Source organism: Microbacterium sp. ZKA21 (genome assembly GCF_050434165.1).
GTDB lineage: Bacteria > Actinomycetota > Actinomycetes > Actinomycetales > Microbacteriaceae > Microbacterium.
This window is the reverse complement of the sequence record NZ_JBNPVV010000009.1, coordinates 210,923-230,437: the sequence shown is the minus strand read 5'-3', so window position 1 is coordinate 230,437 and position 19,515 is coordinate 210,923. Positions and strand designations below refer to the sequence as shown.

At 67.9% G+C, this 19,515-nt stretch carries 20 protein-coding genes and 1 tRNA gene; 10 read left to right on the top strand and 11 right to left on the bottom strand.

Annotated features, from left to right (window positions below):
- Positions 1–41: 41 nt before the first annotated feature.
- The gene (locus M2317_RS17535; protein WP_429462420.1) at positions 42–2,378 is read right to left on the bottom strand and encodes a glycoside hydrolase family 2 TIM barrel-domain containing protein; all 2,337 of its coding nucleotides are present in this window, start codon (positions 2,376–2,378) and stop codon (positions 42–44) included.
- Between the two features lie 117 nt (positions 2,379–2,495).
- On the opposite strand from M2317_RS17535, the gene M2317_RS17530 reads away from it, so the two are divergent.
- The 3 genes from M2317_RS17530 (at position 2,496) to M2317_RS17520 (ending at position 4,064) form a co-directional block, all read left to right on the top strand.
- The gene (locus M2317_RS17530; RefSeq protein ID WP_429462418.1) at positions 2,496–3,152 is read left to right on the top strand and encodes a TetR/AcrR family transcriptional regulator; all 657 of its coding nucleotides are present in this window, start codon (positions 2,496–2,498) and stop codon (positions 3,150–3,152) included.
- Positions 3,153–3,261: 109 nt separating this feature from the next.
- A complete protein-coding gene (locus M2317_RS17525) occupies positions 3,262–3,720 on the top strand; it encodes a prevent-host-death protein (protein WP_429462416.1) in 459 nt (152 codons plus the stop codon).
- 119 nt (positions 3,721–3,839) lie between these two features.
- On the top strand, positions 3,840–4,064 hold the full coding sequence (locus M2317_RS17520; protein WP_429462415.1) for a hypothetical protein: 225 nt from the start codon (positions 3,840–3,842) through the stop codon (positions 4,062–4,064).
- Positions 4,065–4,125: 61 nt separating this feature from the next.
- Here the strand turns inward: M2317_RS17520 and M2317_RS17515 are convergent, their stop codons facing one another.
- From M2317_RS17515 to M2317_RS17500, 4 genes are all read right to left on the bottom strand, one after another.
- Complete coding sequence (locus M2317_RS17515; protein ID WP_429462413.1) at positions 4,126–5,418, bottom strand: SH3 domain-containing protein; 1,293 nt, start codon at positions 5,416–5,418, stop codon at positions 4,126–4,128.
- 44 nt (positions 5,419–5,462) lie between these two features.
- Positions 5,463–6,080, bottom strand: a complete 618-nt coding sequence (locus M2317_RS17510; protein WP_429462412.1) for a helix-hairpin-helix domain-containing protein — start codon at positions 6,078–6,080, stop codon at positions 5,463–5,465.
- Between the two features lie 107 nt (positions 6,081–6,187).
- Positions 6,188–8,758, bottom strand: a complete 2,571-nt coding sequence (leuS, locus tag M2317_RS17505; protein ID WP_429462410.1) for a leucine--tRNA ligase — start codon at positions 8,756–8,758, stop codon at positions 6,188–6,190.
- Positions 8,759–8,821: 63 nt separating this feature from the next.
- On the bottom strand, positions 8,822–10,138 hold the full coding sequence (locus M2317_RS17500) for an anthranilate synthase component I family protein (protein ID WP_429462424.1): 1,317 nt from the start codon (positions 10,136–10,138) through the stop codon (positions 8,822–8,824).
- 52 nt (positions 10,139–10,190) lie between these two features.
- Between M2317_RS17500 and M2317_RS17495 the strand changes: the two genes are divergently transcribed.
- The 3 genes from M2317_RS17495 to M2317_RS17485 are packed head-to-tail and all read left to right on the top strand — an operon-like array spanning position 10,191 to position 12,801.
- Complete coding sequence (locus M2317_RS17495; RefSeq protein WP_429462408.1) at positions 10,191–10,910, top strand: DedA family protein; 720 nt, start codon at positions 10,191–10,193, stop codon at positions 10,908–10,910.
- Between the two features lie 5 nt (positions 10,911–10,915).
- Positions 10,916–11,944 carry an App1 family protein gene (locus M2317_RS17490; RefSeq protein ID WP_429462406.1) on the top strand — a complete coding sequence of 343 codons (1,029 nt, stop codon included), beginning with the start codon at positions 10,916–10,918 and terminating at the stop codon, positions 11,942–11,944.
- Positions 11,944–12,801: a 3-methyladenine DNA glycosylase gene (locus M2317_RS17485; protein ID WP_429462404.1), complete on the top strand. Its 858-nt coding sequence runs from the start codon at positions 11,944–11,946 to the stop codon at positions 12,799–12,801. The genes M2317_RS17490 and M2317_RS17485 overlap by 1 nt, the downstream gene beginning before the upstream one ends.
- A 7-nt stretch (positions 12,802–12,808) precedes the next feature.
- On the opposite strand, the gene M2317_RS17480 is transcribed toward M2317_RS17485, so the two are convergent.
- Genes M2317_RS17480 through M2317_RS17465 form a run of 4 tightly spaced genes read right to left on the bottom strand, consistent with a single transcriptional unit; the run spans position 12,809 to position 15,913 of the window.
- A complete protein-coding gene (locus M2317_RS17480) occupies positions 12,809–13,465 on the bottom strand; it encodes an SDR family oxidoreductase (protein ID WP_429462402.1) in 657 nt (218 codons plus the stop codon).
- A gap of 5 nt (positions 13,466–13,470) precedes the next feature.
- A complete protein-coding gene (locus tag M2317_RS17475) occupies positions 13,471–13,992 on the bottom strand; it encodes a hypothetical protein (RefSeq protein WP_429462401.1) in 522 nt (173 codons plus the stop codon).
- 5 nt (positions 13,993–13,997) lie between these two features.
- Complete coding sequence (locus M2317_RS17470; RefSeq protein WP_429462399.1) at positions 13,998–14,789, bottom strand: hypothetical protein; 792 nt, start codon at positions 14,787–14,789, stop codon at positions 13,998–14,000.
- Positions 14,790–14,821: 32 nt separating this feature from the next.
- Positions 14,822–15,913 (bottom strand): NAD(P)-binding domain-containing protein, encoded by a 1,092-nt coding sequence (locus M2317_RS17465; protein WP_429462397.1) that lies wholly within the window; start codon positions 15,911–15,913, stop codon positions 14,822–14,824.
- 86 nt (positions 15,914–15,999) lie between these two features.
- On the opposite strand from M2317_RS17465, the gene M2317_RS17460 reads away from it, so the two are divergent.
- From M2317_RS17460 to M2317_RS17445, 4 genes are all read left to right on the top strand, one after another.
- Complete coding sequence (locus M2317_RS17460) at positions 16,000–16,497, top strand: hypothetical protein (protein ID WP_429462395.1); 498 nt, start codon at positions 16,000–16,002, stop codon at positions 16,495–16,497.
- Positions 16,498–16,594: 97 nt separating this feature from the next.
- Positions 16,595–16,670: transfer RNA gene (locus tag M2317_RS17455), tRNA-Ala, on the top strand.
- Between the two features lie 89 nt (positions 16,671–16,759).
- Entirely contained in the window at positions 16,760–17,515 is a 756-nt protein-coding gene (locus M2317_RS17450; RefSeq protein WP_429462393.1) for a class I SAM-dependent methyltransferase, read from the top strand.
- An 18-nt stretch (positions 17,516–17,533) separates the two neighbouring features.
- Positions 17,534–17,836 carry a YciI-like protein gene (locus M2317_RS17445; protein WP_429462391.1) on the top strand — a complete coding sequence of 101 codons (303 nt, stop codon included), beginning with the start codon at positions 17,534–17,536 and terminating at the stop codon, positions 17,834–17,836.
- Positions 17,837–17,857: 21 nt separating this feature from the next.
- Here the strand turns inward: M2317_RS17445 and M2317_RS17440 are convergent, their stop codons facing one another.
- Positions 17,858–18,556: an NADPH-dependent F420 reductase gene (locus tag M2317_RS17440; protein WP_429462389.1), complete on the bottom strand. Its 699-nt coding sequence runs from the start codon at positions 18,554–18,556 to the stop codon at positions 17,858–17,860.
- Positions 18,557–18,831: 275 nt separating this feature from the next.
- Positions 18,832–19,497, bottom strand: coding sequence for an SDR family NAD(P)-dependent oxidoreductase (locus M2317_RS17435; RefSeq protein ID WP_429462388.1), 666 nt, complete (start codon positions 19,495–19,497; stop codon positions 18,832–18,834).
- Positions 19,498–19,515: the final 18 nt, after the last annotated feature.

Sequence of the window (19,515 nt, the reverse complement as noted above, 5' to 3'; positions counted from 1 at the left end):
CTCACCCCGATCGAGTTCGAGATAATCAACTCAGAGGCCGCTCACGCGGCCTGAAACCCCAAACAAGACGAGTCAACCAAATCGTCAGCAGTCCCATCGGTGCCGTCGTGGCGCAGGGTGTCCCGGTCGGTGGTCACCTGGAGTTGGATCTTGTCCTGCGCGCTTCGCAACGTCGACCGTCCCGACTCGAGTCCTGCGGTGAACGCGACGGCCGTCAGTTCACCGGGCTGGTAGGTGATCTCGAAGGCTGCTCGGAACGGGTGCTCCTCACCTACTGCCCGGCGCTCGAGAAGGCTGCCGTTCAGATGGAGCTCGATCTCTTCGGCGTTGCTGTACACCTCGACCCGCGCAGGCTGGTTCTCGGACCCGGGCCAGGACCAGCTGCTTACGGAGTCTGTCCAGGACCACGGCGTAGCAGTAGCGATGGCCTTGCCATGGTGCTCGGGTCGGTCGACGGCGATGTACGGCTCGGAACGGAGGCCGAACACGGTCTCCCGGTAGTACGAGATCGGTCGGCGGGCGCCCACGATGTCGATGTCTCCGCACCATGCGGTGAGCTCGGGGAATGCCCCAGAGAAACCCGCGGCGGCGGCAAGACCCTGCTCATCGGCTTGCTGGACGTATCGCACCGTGCCGATCCCCGTTTCACCGAGGTAGTCCCAACCTGTCCATGTGAAGTCGCCGATCACTCTGGGGTCCGCGAGGACGAGTTCCCAATTGCCCGCGATGGATGTCGGCCACGTCTCGGTGCCGACGATGATGCGGTCGGGGAATCTGTCCCGATCAACCTCGTAGCGGGAATCGGCATAGTTCATGCCCGCCACATCGAGTACCGAGAAGGACTCTTCGGTACGCTCACTGGCCTGCTCTGATGCCTGGACGTGGCCCATCATCTGGCCGAATCCGGCCATCATGGTGTTCACTCCCCCGCCCTCGGCAGCAGGTTCGGCTTTCTGCTCCGAGCGCCTCTGCTTCATCTGAGGCAGGATCAGGTCCAGCATCGATACGAACGGATTGATCCCGTTGGTCACGAAACGCGTCGAGTCGAGGGAACGCACCTTCTCGGCGAGCTTGCGGCCCCAGCGCGATCCGACTGGGTTTCCCGTCTCCGGGATCTCATTGCCGATCGAGTAGAAGATGACGCTGGGGTGGTTGAAGTCCTTTGCGATCAGCGCTTCGACATCCCGCTCCCACCAATCCGGAAAGGCAAAGGCGTAGTCGTAGTCGCTCTTGCTCGAGGTCCAAACGTCGAAGGTCTCGTCCATGACCAGCATGCCGAGCTTGTCGCACGCGTTGAGCAGCGCAGTGCTCGTCGGGTTGTGGGAACTGCGGATGGCATTGAATCCTGCTTCTTTCAGGCGTGCAACCTTGCGCTCTTCCGCTGCGCGCATCGAGACGACACCCAGGGGGCCGTTGTCGAGATGAATGCACGCACCGCGCAGCTTCACGGTCTCGCCGTTAATGCGCAGGCCGTGGTGCGGGTCGAGCTGGAGCGAGCGAATGCCGAGCGTCACCGTTTCCTCGTCGACGACGTCATCGCCCTCGCGAAGCGACAGCAGAACGTCGTGGAGATGCGGCGTATCAACACTCCACAGAAGCGGGTCAGCGATGAAGAGACGGCGGCGTACGGTGGCCTGCTCGCCTGGAAGCAGCGTAACCGGCGATCGACCAGCGGCGACCGGTGCACCACCGGGTGCGACGACGACGGCATCGAGAATGTAAGTCTTCGTCCGGCTGCCCGTGTTCGCGACCTCGACGACAACGTCCGCGATCGCAGCTTCCATCTCGACGCTGGGCGTGCTCACGCGGATCGCGTCGGCGACGATATGGCCGGAGTTCTTCACGACCATATGCACGTCTCGATAGATTCCTGCGCCGGCATACCAGCGACTGTCGACGTGCGTTCGGCATTCGACCCGGATCTCGTTGTCGGCGCCGAACTCGAGGAAGGGATCGATGCGCACCGTGAACCGCGAATACCCGAACGCGCGCTGCCCTGCCAGATTTCCATTCACGAACACGGCCGCATCGCGATACACACCATCGAACTCCAGCAGCACGTGACGGCCCGCGTCTTCCGCAGGCGCAGCGAAGATCTTGCGGTATTCGAACGCGCCATCAGGGAAGTAGCCGTTGGTCTCGCCGCGGCGCACGTCCGCGCTGCGCTGCTGCCCGATCAGCGCATCGTGCGGCAGGTGCACCTCTGCCCATCCTGAGGCCGATGACCCGCCGAGTTCCTGGAACGCCGTCGTCTTCGTTCGAAACGACCATCCGTCGTTGAACAGGGATCGACCCGTAGAGCGCGGTTGCTCAGCAGGGCGCTTCCGGTTCTCCATTGCGATCGGCTCTGACAGCACTGCATCCTCCTTGACATCCACCAAATTACCCATAGGTGGCGGTTTTGAAGACGATAACACAAAACCGCCGCAACGGGGTAGATTCATGTGCAGAGCTTCGAGCGGCTTAGATAGAGCTCGAACATGGAGGAGGACCGGATGGCCAGCGACACGACCACGGGTGCACGGGGCCCCTACGCGAAGACGGCGGCAGTGCGGCAGCGCATCCTCGAAGCGGGAATGCAGTGCTTCGCCCAGGTTGGCTACTTCGCCACGTCGTTGAATGACATCGCCGACCGCGCCGGAATCAGCCGGCGTGGACTCGGCCACCATTTCAAGAGCAAAGAAGAACTTCTGACAGAGGTGCTGGACCAGCGTCAGGATGAGGATGCCGAGCTCATCCGCCACACAACCGGGCTCGACTCACTCGCCGCCGTACTCACCGTCTCGACACTCAACACTGAACGCCCCGGACTCATCCAGCTCTACAGCCTGCTGCGCGCGGATGCCACGGCCACCGAGCACCCTGCGCACGATCATCACCGGCTTCAGTACGACCGTCTGCGCCAGTACCTCGTGCGAGCGTTTGACGAGGTTCGAGCTGCCGGACAGCTCGCGTCCGACGAGGACTCCGGAACTTTGGCGTCGACATACCTTGCTTTGATGGACGGCCTCCAGATTCAATGGCTCTACAACCGAGAGAACACAGACATCGACAGAGTGCTGCGCTCATATCTCAGAAGTGTGATCCCGGAGTTTCCTTCGGCCACCGCTCACTCGACCCCCGTGGACGCCGTGCCAACAGTCTCCACATAGCCGCATTGAGGCTTCGGAGCGGTGAGGCTCAATCCAGAGCTACCCCTAGAGGTCAGCCGATGTCGAACCAGAGTTAGACTTCCGAACACGTTCCGAATAGTATGGGCTCATGACCCTGCTCAACGACCTTCGCACCACGACCCGGCGCTCGTCCGACCTAAGCAAGCACTCGGCCGACGTGTTCGCCGAGGCCGAGGATCACGCAGTCCAGATCACTCGCCGCGACGGCGAGCCGCTCGTGTTGATGTCTCAGCGCGAGGCGGACGCTCGCGCCTCCCTGCTGCAGTTCGCCGCGGATCTCATCACTGTCACGCTCGATGACGAGGGAACGCTCGCATCCCGGATGGCCGATCGCTTCCCTTGGATGCTGGCTCTCTCCGAGGCTGACCGGATGACGTGCGCACGGGATCTCGTCGATGCCGCTCGTGCGTCGTTCTCGACAGGGCAGCCGCATCTCGCAATCGCAGAGCTCACCTCCTGGCGTGAGACGGCGACCGCGGTGGCCGCGGGCCTTGGCACAGCCTCCGTCGAGTGGCTCGACGACGCTGAGTCGGTGGAGCGCCCCTGACCGTGGCGAAGGACGACCTGGTTCCGCGGCCGACGAAGAAGAGCGAGTACACGATCCGCTTCGCCTCAGCCGGCGCGCGAAAGGGATGGCGTGATCTGTGTGCCACGATCCGGAACCCGATGGCAGACGCCTGGGACTTCCTCACTCGCACACCCACCGAGCGCACCCCGGCGAACTACCCGCTGAAGGGCGTGCTTCAGACCATTCAGCGCGGGAGCGCCACGCACGAGCGCTGGCAGCACAAGCCGACCCAGCAGGGAGATGCCCGCATCTGGTTCTACGTCGACGGCCGCGAGGTGTTCATCGAGCAGGTGCACACGCACCACCCGAACGCCACGAAGTAGCAACCGGGCAGCCTGCAGCAGTCGGCGGTTTCATGTCGCCGAGCCCATCGCGGCGCAGGCATCACTGCTTCGCGAGGAAGTCCTTGTGCACCCAGCCGGTCTTGCCGGCGTACGTGACCTTGCGCCAGGAACCGTTCGACGCGAGGATCTGGCCGACGCTCTTGCCCTTGGGAATCGTGAGCAGCGGTCGCTGGCTCGTCGATGCCGTGGGCCGCAGGTTCAACGCCGCCGTGGTCTTGTACGTTGCAGGCTTCGGTGCGACCGGCTTCGGCGCCGTGGGCGTCGCGGTCGACTTCGTGAGGTAGTCGCTGTGCACCCAGCCGGTCTTCCCGGCATACGTCACCTTGCGCCAGGAACCGCTCGACGCCAGGATCTGACCGACGTCCTTGCCCTTCGGGATCGTCAGCAGCGGCTTCTGGCTGGTCGATGCCGTGGGCCGCAGGTTCAACGCCGCCGTGGTCTTGTACGTGACCGCAGATGGGGCCGGGGCCGGGGCGGTCGTCGGAGGCTTCGGAGTCGTGGCGACGGGGCGAGTCGGGGTGAGCAGCCAGTTCGCGATCCACCCACTGCGTGCACCGGCCTTGACCGGCAGGAACGAGTTGGAGACCTGGCCCGGCACCGCCGTGACCATGGTGCCGGCGGCGAGCTTCACGACGACCGCCGTTGAAGTCGATGCCCCTGCGCGCAGGTTCACCGCTCCGGTCGTGTAATACGTGCAGGTGCTGGGTGCCGTCTTGGCGGTGATCCGGGTGGCCTGCCCCGCCACGTCGACGCCGCGGCTCTTCAGCCACGGGACTGGATCGAGCAGCTTGCTCCCGCCCGCCGTGTGCTCCCAGAGCTCCAGGTGCAGATGCGGGCCGTTGGTGTTTCCGCTCGTGCCCACCGAGCTGATCCGCTGCCCGGCCTTCACGACCTGACCTACCTTCACATGAGTCGTCGCAGACCAGACGTGCAGATACTTCGTCGTGTATGTGACGTTCCCGACGGTGTGACGGATGTCGATGTGCCCGGCGACCGAGCTGGTTCCCGAGACGGTGGCGGTGACGACGCCTGCCGCGACGGCGTAGATCGGCGAACCGTTCTTCGTCGCGAGGTCGACGCCGCCGTGCGACGTGCTGGCGCCGGGCACCGGCATGCAGCGCGGACCCTGCCACGCCGAAACGTCGTACGACTTCGCTGCGAGGGGCAACACGAAGGCCGTCGCCGCAGGTACGGCGGTGACCGCTGCACCCTGGGCCGCTGAAACAGGCCCGGAAACGGGCACTTCAGCGATCGCGGCGGTCGGGGACAGCCCCGCGACCCCCAGCGCGATCGCGGTCGCAATAGCCACGGCATGACGGGTTCTGAGTTTCATGACTCTCACTATCGCGTGTCATCCTCGCGCTGCCCAAACTTCGCTCACACCCGCACCTTGTCCCGCAGCCCCTCGAGCATCTTCTCGCCGATCCCCGGCACGGCCAGCAGATCGTCGACGGAGGCGAATCGGCCGTTGTCCTCGCGCCACTGGATGATCCGCTCCGCGAGCGCCGGCCCGATCCGCGGCAGCGTCTCCAGCGCCGCCTGATCGGCCGAGTTGAGGTCGATCACGCCGTCCGCACTCGTTCCAGACCCGGCAGATGCCCCCGGCGCCGGAGCCGCGCCGAGCTGCGGCACGACGATCTGCTCGCCGTCCGCGAGCTGACGAGCCAGATTGACCGCCTGCAGATCCGCGTCATCGAGCGTGCCGCCCGCCGCCGCCAGCGCGTCGGCCACCCTCGTCCCCTGCTCCAGCACGTAGAGCCCCGGGTGCGCCACCTGCCCGAGCACGTGCACATAGACCTCGGCCGGAGCGACCGTCGCCGTTCCGGCATCCGACGCGTCGACCACCTGCGTCGGCGCCGTCTGTCCGCGGAGGATGCCGAGGCCGACCGCCCCCGACAACACGACGAGCCCGAGAACGATCGCCGCGCCGACACCGAGCTTCAGGCGCGCACGGGGCCGCGCGCGCACCGGGGGCGTCTCGGAGTCCTCAGGCACTCCGCCACGCTACGCACCATCGCGACCGGCCGAACGACGCGATCCCGGCACCCGTGGAGAACTCCTCGGATGCCGGGATCGGTGCAGAACAAGTGCGTTCTGGCAGGTCAGCCCTTGACGACGACGCTCACGATCTTGGGTGCGCGCACGACGACCTTCACGATCTCCTTGTCGCCGATCGCGCGGATCACGCGCTCATCGGCCCGAGCGAGCTTCTCGAGCTCCTCCGCGCCGATCTTCGCGGACACCTCGAGCTGCGCACGGACCTTGCCGCCCACCTGGACGACCGCCGTGATGGAGTCCTCGACGAGCAGCGCGGGGTCGGCAGAGCGCCACTGCGCGAGGCCGACGGACGGCTCGTGACCGAGCACCTCCCACATCTCCTCCGCGGTGTGCGGCGCGATCAGGTCGAGCATGACCGCGACGGTCTCGGCCGCTTCGCGAACAGCAGGATCCGCGGCGCCTGCACCCGAGTCGATGGTCTTGCGGGTGAGGTTCACCAGCTCCATCAGACGCGCGACCAGCACGTTGAACTTCGTCTGCTCGACGAGCGCCGGCGCGTCGGCCAGCAGCCGGTGCGTGGCGCGGCGCAGCGCGGCATCCCCGCCCGCGAAGACCACGTCGACCGCGCTGGAGACGTCGTGCGCCACCCGCAGGGCGCGTGCGAGGAACTTCTGCGCGCCGGTCGTCGAGACATCCGCCCAGTCCTTGTCGTCCTCCACGGGGCCGGCGAAAGCCAGGCCCACGCGCAGCGCGTCCGCGCCGTGCGCGTCGAGCTCCTCCTGGAACAGCACGAGGTTGCCCTTGGACTTCGACATCTTTGCGCCGTCGAGGATCACCATGCCCTGGTTGATCAGACTCGAGAACGGCTCGGTGAAGTCGATCAGACCCATGTCGAACAGGACCTTGGTGATGAACCGTGCGTACAGCAGATGCAGGATCGCGTGCTCCACGCCGCCGATGTAGCTGGCGACCGGTGCCCAGCGATCCGCCTGCGCCGGCTCGAACGCGACCTGCTCATTGCCCGGCGACAGGAATCGCAGGAAGTACCACGAGCTGTCCACGAACGTGTCCATGGTGTCCGGATCCCGCAGCACCGGGTCGCCCGTCACGGGATCGGTCGTGCGCACCCAGCTCTCGGCCGCCCCCAGCGGAGACGCCCCCTTGGGAGACAGATCGAGACCGTCGACGCTCGGCAGCTTCACCGGCAGCTGATCCTCGGGCACCGGGATGATCCGGCCGTCCTCGGCGTGCAGCATCGGAATGGGCGTGCCCCAGAAGCGCTGGCGGGAGATCAGCCAGTCGCGCAGGCGGTAGTTCTTCGCCGCACGGCCGGTACCGGCCGCCTCGAGCTTCTCGATCGTGCGCGCGATCGCGGTGCGCTTGGACATCCCGTTCAGCTCGCCGGAGTTGACCAGGCGGCCTTCCCCCGTCAGGGCGGTGCCGGTGACCGAGGGGTGCTGCTCGTCGAGGCTGGGCAGAGTGTCGACCGGAACGCCGTCCTCGTCGACCTCGATGACCGGCATCGCCCCGGTGACCGGCGCCGTGGTGTCGACGACGACCTTGACCGGCAGATCGAACGCACGGGCGAAGTCGAGGTCGCGCTGGTCGTGCGCCGGGACGGCCATGACGGCGCCGTGACCGTAGTCCGCCAGCACGTAGTCGGCGGCCCAGATCGGCAGCTTCTCGCCGTTGACCGGGTTGATCGCGTAGCGCTCCAGGAAGACGCCCGTCTTCGGGCGGTCGGTCGCCTGCCGGTCGATGTCCGTCGTCTTCTGCACGTCGGCCAGGTAGGCGGCGAACCGCCCGCGCACGGCCTCGGGCGCACCGGCGGCGAGCTCGGACGCCAGATCGGAATCCGGGGCCACCACGAAGAACGTCGCCCCGTGCAGGGTGTCAGGGCGCGTCGAGAAGACCGTCACCGGCTCGTCGCGACCCTCGATCAGGAAGTCGATGTCCGCACCGACGGAGCGACCGATCCAGTTGCGCTGCATCTGCAGCACCTTGTGCGGCCAGAAGCCCTCGAGCTGGTTCAGGTCGTCCAGCAGACGGTCGGCGTAATCGGTGATCTTGAAGTACCACTGGGTGAGCTTCTTCTTCACGACCTCGGCGCCGCACCGCTCGCACCGCCCGTCGACGACCTGCTCGTTCGCCAGCACCGTCTGGTCGTTCGGGCACCAGTTCACCGGGCTCTTCTTGCGGTAGGCGAGCCCGCGCTCGTGCAGTTTCAGGAACAGCCACTGGTTCCAGCGGTAGTAGTCGGGGTCCGACGTGTGCAGCACGCGCGACCAGTCGAACGAGACCCCGTACTGCTCGAAACCGGCCTTCTGCTGCGCGATGTTCTTGTAGGTCCACTCACGCGGGTCGGCACCACGGCGAATGGCCGCGTTCTCGGCCGGCAGGCCGAACGAGTCCCACCCGATCGGGTTCAGGACGTTGTGCCCGCGGTGACGCCAGAAGCGCGCCACGATGTCGGAGTACAGGTAGTTCTCGGCGTGCCCCATGTGCAGGTCGCCGGACGGATACGGGAACATCGCCAGCACGTACTTGCGCGGACGCGTGTCGTCGGATCCGCCCGCGAGGAAGGTCTCGTTCTCGGCCCAGTACTTCTGCCACTTCGCCTGCAGTGCGTGCGGCGACGGCAGAGCGGATGCTTCTTCAAACGTGTTCTCGGTCAAGAGCGAACGGCCAATCTGGAAAGCAGGGGGAACGCGGAAATCGCGAAGTTCCAGGTTATCGGATCATCCTGCGTACCAGGCGTCCGGAAGCCGAGCACCGAGGGCCGCCAGCGGGGCCCTCGCCTTGATGGCCACCTCGGCGACCTCGGCATCCGCGACCGACCCCCAGGTGATCCCGCCGCCCGCTCCCACGTGCGCACCCCGCTCGTCGATCAGGATGCTGCGGATCACCATCGCCAGATCGAGCGCGCCGTCCAGACCGATGTACCCGAAGCATCCGCTGTAGACACCCCGAGGCCCGCCCTCCAGCGCATGCAGAAGGGTCATGGCGGACAGCTTCGGCGCGCCCGTCATGCTCCCGGCGGGAAACGCCGCGGCGAAGAGATCCGCCACCGTCGTGGACGGGGCCGGCGCACCGCTGACCGTGCTCACGAGCTGGTGCACCGCCGGATAGCTCTCCACCTCCCACAGACCGTCCACGCGGATCGTGCCGGGCGTGCACACCTGCGAGAGATCGTTGCGCATGAGATCGACGATCATCACGTTCTCCGCACGCTCCTTGGCGCTGGAGAGCAGTTCGACCGCGAGTGCGGCATCCTCCGCAGGGTCGGCGGATCGGGGTCTGGTCCCCTTGATCGGCCGCGTGCGGATGCGGCCGCGATCCGTGAACAGGAACTGCTCGGGACTCGCACTGAGCAACGCACGACCGTCGATCCGGATGAACCCGCCGTGATGCGCCGGTGTCGCGTGCCGCAGGCGCAGGTAGGTCTGCACCGGGTCGTGGTCGCCCGGCACATCGAAGCGCGTCGTGAGGCACAACTGGTAGGCCTCACCGGCGCGGATCGCATCCCGGCAGCGCTCGATCAGCGCGGCGTACTCATCCGGCGCGTGCCGTGGTTGCGCCACGGCGGCCGCGGCTGCGCGGGACTCCGCCGGTTCGGATGCGGTCGTGCACCGCCGTTCGACCTCGGCCGCCCATGCGTCCAGCTCGTCCTCGGGAGCGAGGGCCCAGAGCACACCATCGGCGTGACCGACGGCGACGGCACGCCGCACGCGCAGCCATGCGCCGCTCGCGATGCCGTCGACGGCGACGGGAGCGCCTGCGGCCGATGCGCCCGACTCGTAATCCTGCCAGCCGACCCAGCCGCCGTGGAAGGGCGGCCGCGACCGGTCGCGGTGCGGCGCTGCGTCGATGCGAACGGCGGCAGGAGCCTCGGCATCCGTCTCGGGCTCACCGGAGCCGATGACGCTCCAGCCGTCCGTGGCGTCGGAACCGGCGTCCAGCCAGAAGACCGACTCCTGGTCGGCCTCTTCCTGCAGGAACAGCTGCTCGGGCGCAGCGAACCCCGCCAACGCGCGGGCGTGGAGGGCGGCGGGGATGTGCGGCACGCTCCCAGCGTACGACCGCGGCGCTCGGCGTATTCTCGACAGGGTGGACGACTTCCTGCTGTGGCTGCTCGACGCGGTGCAGTCGGTCGACCCGATCGCACGCACGCTGATCGCCGGGGTCGCGGTCATGCTGGAGACCAGCATCCTGATCGGCCTGGTCGTTCCGGGCGACACGATCGTCATCATCGCCTCGATGGGCGTCACCACTCCTGCTGAGGGCATCGCCCTCGGCGTCGCCGTCGTCATCGGCGCCCTCATCGGCGAGAGCATCGGGTTCGCTCTGGGCCGGTGGCTCGGGCCGCACATCCGCCACTCCTGGCTCGGACGGCGCATCGGCGAGGCGCATTGGGATCGGGCGGAGATCTATCTGCGCCGCCGCGGCGGGCTCGCGATCTTCCTCTCGCGGTTCCTCCCCGTCCTGCATTCGCTCGTACCGCTGACGGTCGGCATGAGCGGCTACTCGTATCGGCGGTTCCTGGCGTGGACTGCTCCGGCCTGCATCCTCTGGGCCGCAGCGTACGTGAGTGTGACCTCGCTCGCCGCCGGCAGCTTCCGCGAGCTCGTCGAACAGGTGCACTTCGCCGGCTACATCTTCGTCGGCGTCGTGGTGCTGTTCCTTGTGGCGCTGCTGCTCGGCAAGAAGGCTCTCGCCGCGTGGGAGAGCCGGCACATGCACGAGCACTCCGATGCGTCGGTCGAGCACCCGTCCGAGCAGATTCCTTCCACCGAGAGCAAGGGTTCCGCCCAGGGCATGAAAGACTGATCAGGATGCCCGATCAGCCCGCCCCTCCGGCCAGGATCCACTGGTTCGCCCGCCTGGAGCACCGTCTCCACGTCTGGCGCGAGGGCCGCGCCCGCCGCCGCGGCCGCACGGCGACGATCCTCCCGTTCCCCGGATACGGCGGCGCCGGCTGGGTGCGCGTGGTCGGCCGCGTGCTGATCGTGCCCCCACAGCGCCAGGATGCGAACGGCGAGTACGCGAGCATCCGCGGGTGGCGCAGCTTCGTCGGCATCCCGGTCGGCTTCGCGAACGTCGAGATCACGATCGGCGGTCGCACCCAGATCGTCCCGGCCGACCGCGGCGGCGTCGTAGACACAGTGATCAAGGCGGATCTCGAACCGGGCTGGCAATCGATCACGATGTCGGTCGAGGGACAGGAGCCCGTCGAGGGCAACGTGTTCATCGTCGACGAGAGCGTCGATTTCGGAGTCGTCTGCGACGTCGACGACACCGTCATGGTCACGGCACTCCCCCGCCCGTTCGTCGCCGCGTGGAACTCGTTCGTCGTCGACGAGCATGCGCGGCTGCCCGTCCCCGGCATGGCCGTGCTGCTGGAGCAGATCATGCGCCAGGAGCCGGGCTGCCCGATGATCTATCTCTCCACGGGAGCCTGGAACATCGCGCCGACGCTGAGCCGTTTCCTCACCCGTCACCTCTTCCCGGCCGGTTCGATGCTGCTCACCGATTGGGGTCCGACGCACGATCGGTGGTTCCGCAGCGGCCGCGACCACAAGCTGACCAATCTGCGTCGGCTGGCCGCCGAGTTCCCGAACGTGCGCTGGCTGCTGATCGGAGACGACGGGCAGCACGACGAGGCGATCTACACGCAGTTCCAGCAGGAGCACCCCGAGTCCGTCGCCGGTGTCGCGATCCGTCTGCTGTCCACGACCGAGGCCATGCTGGCCGGTGGCCGCTCCCCCGCCGACGACCACTCCGACGAGGCCGCCCCGTGGGTGTCCGCCTCGGACGGCGCCGGGCTTCGCGAACGTCTCGGCGAAGCGGGGATACTGCGCTGATGGCCGCAGCGCTCAGCTCGACGGAGTGGCGCGCACGCGAGCTCGCGCACCACGACCGTGCCGATGCGCTCACCGCGGATCATCGCGCGCGCGCGGCACGCGGCGAGAAGCATCCGGTCTGGGACTTCCTCTTCACCTACTACAGCTACAAACCGGCGCAGCTGAGGCGTTGGCACCCCGGGGCCGGCGTCGTGCTCGAGGGTGCTCCGGAGCGCCTCGCCTGGCGGTGGTACTCCCCTGGCCCGTCCATCGATTCGGTTGCGCCGGATGCCTCAGCGTACGCCGCGGAAAAGCCCGACCTCGCCGCGCTGGTGGAGCGGATGCTGCGGCGGACCGCCGCGCGACCGGGCCAGTTCGGATGCTTCGGGCTGCACGAGTGGGCGATGGTGTACCGGGAGCAGGAGCATCGGCATCCGGTGCCATTGCGGCTCGGACAGGCAGGGACAGATGCCGTGGTCGACGCGAACGAGCTGCGCTGCACGCACTTCGACGCGTTCCGGTTCTTCACCCCGGAGGCCGTGCCCCGCAACCGATCACCGCTCACGCGCGCGGATCAGCCGGCGCTCGAGCAGCCCGGGTGCCTGCACGCCGGCATGGACGTCTACAAATGGGCCATGAAGCTCGGCCCGCTCGTACCGGGCGAGGTGCTATTGGACTGCTTCGTGCTCGCTCGCGACATCCGCGAACTCGACATGCAGGCGGCTCCCTACGACCTGGCCGATTGGGGCGTCGTGCCGGTGCCGATCGAGACGGCGGAGGGCAAGGCCGAGTACGTGCGCCGTCAGCGCGCGTTCGCCGAACGCGGCAACGCGCTGCGTGAACGGATCCTCGAGTCCTGGACGGGGCCTTCCGCCTGAGCCGCGCTCAGCCGCGCAGCGCCGCGTCGATCGGTTCCGGTGAACCGCCGATGCCGTTGCCGAAGCGGATCGTCCTGCCGATCGTTGCCGTCTCCACGAGCGTCTGCGCGATGACCGCGGCGACATCGGCGCGGGAAACGCTGCCGGTGCCTGTCTCGTCGAGCTGGATCCGCCCGCTCGGGGCATCGAATGTGAGGGTCCCAGGACCCAGGATCGTCCACTCCAGCGCGGATCCGGCGAGATGCTCATCCGCCTGCCACTTGGCATCCGCGTAGGCGAAGAAGCTGCTGTCCGGGTCGACGCCGTGATCGGCGACGGAGCCGATCCAGGACACCATGACGTAGCGGCGGACGCCGGCGCCCTCCGCGGCATCCATCGTGCGGATGGCCGCGTCCCTGTCGACGGCGTAGGTCCGGTCCGCGTCGCCGCCGCCCGCGCCGGCGGACCAGACGACCGCGTCGTGACCGGAGACGAGCGCCGCGACGGCTGCGGCATCCGCGTTCTCGATGTCGGCCACCACCGGCGTCGCACCGGTGGCGGCGACCTCGTCCGCGTGCGCGGGATTGCGGATCACCGCGGTGACCTCGTCGCCGCGGGCGACGAGGAGCGGAGCGAGCAGCAGGGCGATGCGACCGTGGCCGCCGAAGACGATGATGCGCGACATGTCGTTCAGTCTGCCAGGTGCGACGTGTCGATCACATAGGCCTGCGGGTGCGAGGGCAGGTAGCGCACGACGAGCTCGGCATCGGAGGGCACGTAGGCGTCCCGGTCCGGGTACATCGACGGGGTGAAGAAGTCGTCCGGCAGTGTGTAGGTCTCGCCGGTCGCCGTGGTGAACGTCACGAAATCGCCCTCCCGCGTCGCGACCGCCGGCTGCCCGTTCTCGAAGATGTACGCGGAGGTGGCCGGCACGCCGATGAGCGACAGGATGCCGAGGACGAGGCTCGTCGCCAGCACCGCGGTGAGGATGCGGAAGAACGTGCGCTGGATGTGGGCGAAGACGCGCCGTCCGGAGCCTGCGGCATCGGGCTCCGGGAGTCCCTCGCGCTCGCGGATGACGGAGAGCTGCGAGCGGCGCCCGATCGAGCGGAAGGACTGCGCGAACAGGCCCATGAGCGAGAAGCCGGCGATGAAGACCATCGCGTATCCGTGCGTGACAGGGAAGTTCGCGAGCCAGATGATGGTGTCCATGATGTTCATCGTCCGGCCTCCTGCTCGATCGTGAGGGCGACGGTGTGCGGATCCTCGCGCAGGTATCGCGCCCAGACCGGCGAGCCGACCTGCAGACGCGAGATCGCCTCGGGGTAAGCGAAGACGGTGGTGTCGGCTTCCCAGCTCGCCTGTCCGTCCGGCGTGATCAGCACGCGGACGGCCAACTCGCTCTGTCCCTCCCGACGCGTGCCGGTCGGCCGCACGGAGAGGACGGATGCCGGTGACTGAAGCCCGTGGCGACGTGCACGCACCTGTCGGGGATCGATCAGGCCGCGAGCGATCCGCCAGTCGAGCATCGCCTCGCGCACCAGCGGATCGTTGATGTCGGCGAGCTGCACCGCATCGTGGTCGGTGGCGCTGTACCGCACAGGCAGTGGCATCCCCGGTTGCATCGCCACGGCATCCGTCATCGGGACGAGCATCCGGACCCGGCTGATGAACTCCGTGCCGTCGGCGGGGGCGACGCGCAGGTACAGGTCGTACTGCGGGACGTCGTTCACGGTCAGCCCTGTCCGGGAGGTCTCGACGATCCGGCCGACGCCGATCGAGGTCTCACCGCGCAGCGCGGAGCCTCGGATGCTGACGGAGCCGAAGCCGCTGAAGGTCAGGATGAGCCCCCACGCGACGCCGATCATGATCGGGCCGGCCAGCCCGTCCGCGCCGTTGAACGGCAGGATCGACGTGCTCTGGTCGACGCCGAACAGGCCTTCGCCGACCCAGATCAGAAGCCAGATCGACAGCAGGATCCAGACGATGAGAGCGATGGTGCGAATCACGCGACCAGGCTATCGGCACCGTCGGCTACCGATCACAGACGGGCGTTCGGCATCGGTTGCACCGCGATGCGCGCTGCGCGCGACGCGAGCGCGCGCTGGACGCCCTTCGCGGCCGCGCGCCCCGCGCGGTTCGCGCCGATGGTGCTCGCGGAAGGTCCGTAGCCGACCAGCTGCACGCGTGGATCGGCGACGGCCGTGGTACCGCGGCCGCCGCGGTCCAGCTGAATACCCCCGGCGGGGCTGCGCAGGTGCAACGGGGCGAGATGCGCGATCGCCGGGCGGAACCCGGTGGCCCAGAGGATGACGTCGACGCGCTCGAAGGACCCGTCGGCCCAGCGGACGCCGTCGGGTTCGATCCGGGCGAACATCGGGCGGCGAGCTGCATACGCGCCCAGGCGCTCGGCCTCGCGCTCCTGCGGGCGCAGCATGAGCCCGGTGACGCTCACGACGCTCTGCGGCGGCAGCCCCTGCGCGACGCGCTGCTCGACGAGCGCGACGGCTGCGGCGCCCGCCTCCGGGGTGAAGTCGTCGGTGCGCCACACCGGCTCGCCACGGGTCACCCAGAGCGTGTCCGTGAGGGGCGCGAGCGCGCCGAGGAACTGCACGGCCGACGCTCCTCCGCCGACGACGAGCACCCGCTTGCCCAGGAAATGCTCGGGTCCCGGATAGTCGACGGTGTGCAGTTGTTCGCCGAGGAACGTCTCCATGCCCGGGTAGTGCGGCAGGAACGGGTGGGTCCAGGTGCCGGTCGCATTCACGATCGTGCGGGTGCGCCATTCGCGATCGCCCGCGTGGACGACGAGGATGCCGTCGTCATCCGTCACACGGTCCACGGCGACGGGGCGCACGACCGGCAGATCATGCGCGCGCTCATACGCGTCGAAGGTCGCCGGCACCGCCTCGTTCGCGCGTCGACCGTCGCGGGCCGGAGGCGTGGACCCCGGCAGCTCGGCCACGCCGTGGACGTCGCGCATGGTCAACGCATCCCATCGGTGCTGCCAGGCGCCGCCCGCTGCGCTGTCGGCGTCCAGAACGAGGTGCCGGATGCCGAGCCGTTGCAGGTGGTACGAGGTCGATAGCCCGGCCTGGCCCGCGCCGATCACGATGCTGTCGAGGATGTCCACACGGGGAATCAACGCCGCCGGAGCCGCGGATGTTCCTCGAACGTCCGGCCAGCCTGTGCCAGGATAGCCGGACGGAGGTGTGGAAAATGGCGGACACATCGATCGAGTCGAGAACGACGCTGCTGCCGGGGGCCGAGATCCTGATGCGCGTGCGGAGGCTCATCATCGTCGGCATCCTGGCCGCGATCGCGAGCTGGTTCCTCATCAGCGGGAGCAAGGGCGGGTGCCCCGGCGGCTTCGACGTCGACGGCGGGTATCTGGATGCGGCGGGCCAGCCAACACTCGAGCAGCCGATGTGCTCGACGCTGACGCTCCGCCCCAACGGCCTCATACCGGTCGTTCTGGCCATCGCCGTGATCTGGGTGCTCGGCCGGATCATCCGGACGGCTGTCGACCAGACAGACGCGATCCGGATGATCGACCGGACGGCCGCGGTCATCGCGATCGTCGCCGCGGCCGGCATCGTCATCTCCTATGTGTGGTTCGCGCTGACGCCGCTGCCCGATCCGAGTTCGAGCTACTCCGTCTTCTCACCGTTCCCTTTCGCGCGCATCGACGTGGACATCAGCCCCGCGACGCCGTGAGGGGCGGAACACTCCCGAGTTCCCGCCCGGATTCGCGCCCGGCGCCGATCCTGTTGTATTCTTTTCGAGTTGCCCCGGCTGGTACGGAGCAGCAGATGGGCCTGTGGCGCAGCTGGTAGCGCACCTGCATGGCATGCAGGGGGTCAGGGGTTCGAGTCCCCTCAGGTCCACCAGAGAATCCCGCGAGAGATCGCGGGATTTCTTCGTTTCTGGACCGCTGCCGCGAGCCCTCAGCATCCGCTTCGGATGCCAGAATCAGAGGATGTCTGATTCGTTAGAGGCCCTGATCCGAGCCGGATCGTCGGCAGATGTCTCGGGATGGGATTTCTCCTGGCTCGACGGCCGCGCAGCCGAAGAGCGGCCTCCATGGCGCTACTCCCGACTGCTGGCCGAGCGACTCAGGGGCGCTTCGGCATCCCTCGACGTCCAGACCGGCGGTGGCGAGGTGCTCGCCGGCGCGGACGCGTTCCCTCCCCTCGCCGTGGCGACGGAGTCGTGGCCGCCGAACGTCGCCCGTGCCACGCAGCTGCTGCACCCGAAGGGAGTCGTCGTCGTCGCGGATCCGGACGAGCCGCCGCTGCCCTTCGGCGATGAGGCATTCGACCTGGTCACCAGCCGGCATCCCGCGTCGATCTGGTGGGAGGAGATCGCGCGGGTGCTGCGGCAGGACGGCACCTACTTCGCGCAGCACGTGGGACCCGCGAGCGCGTTCGAACTGATCGAGTTCTTCCTCGGACCTCTGCCGCAGGAACGACGCGGCCGGCATCCCGACGACGAGGTCGCCGCCGCAGAAGCCGCCGGTCTCGAGATCATCGATGTGAGGACGGCATCTTTGCGCATCGAGATCCACGACGTCGCCGCGGTCGTCTACCTGTTGCGGAAGGTGATCTGGTGGGTGCCGGACTTCACCGTCGACAAGTATCAGGACCGATTGCACGACCTCCACGAGCTCATCCAGCGCGATGGCGCCTTCGTCGCCCACTCGACGCGTCACCTCATCGAAGCACGCAAGCCCTGAAACGACCGGAGGTTCAACATGCACGCGATTTTGAAATACACCTACGTCGAGGACTACCTCGAGCGCCGCAGCAAGTTCCGGTCCGCGCACCTCGCGAAGGCGTGGGAGGCCGTCGAGAACGGCGCCCTGCTGCTCGGCGGCACCGTCGGGGACGAACCGCGCTCGGCACTGCTGATCTTCACCGGGCAAGCTCCGGTCGAGGCCGCTCGAGCCTTCGCCGAGACCGATCCCTACGTGACGAACGGCCTCGTGGTGACCTGGGCGGTCGATCCGTGGACCACCGTCGTGGGCGGCGACGCGGCGACCCCCGTCCGGCCGTGAGCCACCGCGCTTCGTGCGCCGTCAGAACGCGCGGGCTGCGACGTCAGGGCGCTGCGATTCTGCCAGCAGCCGCGTCAGCTGATCCGCCGTGAGCGGGGCACCTGGGTCGGCGAGGTAGTCGTCGAAGCCTCCCGCGAAGTAGATTCCCGTGTACGCACCGGACTCGGGCTCGAATCGCCACGACTGCGCCAGTGCGCCCGCATCCACGACGTCGAAACCCACGGCCTCCACGACCTCGGTCACGAGACGCTTCGCGTCATCATCGTCGCCGGCGATGGGCAACGCCGTGCGCGGAGTCGAGTCGGCGAGCAGCGGGATGTGGTGCGCCACGATGTTGTTGAACACCTTGACGATCCGCGATTCGGGCAGCAGCGACTGCTCGTACTCGGCCGTCGCCAGTTCCAGGGTGTCGAGCACGTCGATCCGCCCTTCGCGATAGGGGTAGTAGTTCCCCGTCGACAGGATGGTCCGGCCGCTGAGTGCGGCCGTGGGGAGCCCCGAGTATGCGCCGAGCGGAACCGCGAGGACGAGGAGATCGCCGAAGACCGCGGCCTCCTCTGCGTGGCCGGCCTGCGCGGACGACCCGAGCTCGTCGATCAGCTCGGCCAGTGATTCGGGGCCACGGGAGTTGGCGATCATCACATCCATGCCCGCCGCGACCGCCAGTCGTGCGATGGCGGCCCCGATCGCTCCGCTGCCGATGATTCCGATCTGCGTCATGCGCTGGCCCTTCGTTCCGTCATCCGAGGCGACGCTCCGTCCTCCGGCGTCGTCCTGGCCGGGCGGCGTCGAGAACGGCGTCCGTTTCTCACCGCGATGCGCACAGCCCTCAGTGTGAACCCTCTTCGGTCACTCGCGTATTCCGTCGATCTGATCTGACCTTCGCGCGGACGCCCACGCAGGGGCATGAACGGAGCGACGATGTCAGCCGGGTTCAGGAGGATCTGGACAGGCTCGCGTCGCGTTCAGCGGCCTTTCCGATGGTGAGCAGAAGGTCATCCGGCATCGTCCCCAACGAACGTGCGGAAAGCGCCGCGGTCACGGTGCAGGGACCAGATCCGTTCTGCGAGCGCGTCGGGCTCGTGGTCGGGGTCGCCGCCGCCGATTCCGCGCGGGATGATCAGTTGGGCGACATGGATGCCCTCGGGTGCAAGGGCATCGTGCAGCATCCGGCCGTAAGCGGATTCGCCCGCGAAGGCGATGGAGGTGCCGGCGACAGCACCGTTGGGGTGGACGGCGCTGCCGCCGTTGATGAGCAGGATCGTGCCGCGTTCGAGTTCCCGCATGCCCGGCAGGACCTGCTGGATCGCGGTGACCGGTCCGTACACGGACTGCTCCACGGGGCCGACCAGGTCTTGGGCGGTCGTATCGAGGACGGGCTTCATGAACTCCGGAGCGGGGACCGGGCTGTACTGCAGCACGTCGATCGTCCCGAGCTGTGCGCCAGCGTCCTCGAGCGCAGTACGCAGCTCGTGCGGGTTGCGAGCGTTCGCGGCGTACCCGCGAGCTGTCACCCCGTCCCGCTCCAGCTCCGTTGCGAGCCGGTCGACGTTCTCCTGCGCGCGGGAGATGAGGGCGACCGCGAACCCTTCCCTGCCGAAGCGGCGGGCGGTGGCACGGCCGAGGCCTCGCCCCGCCCCGACGATGGCGATGGTGGTCATGTGCTGCTCCTGCTCTCC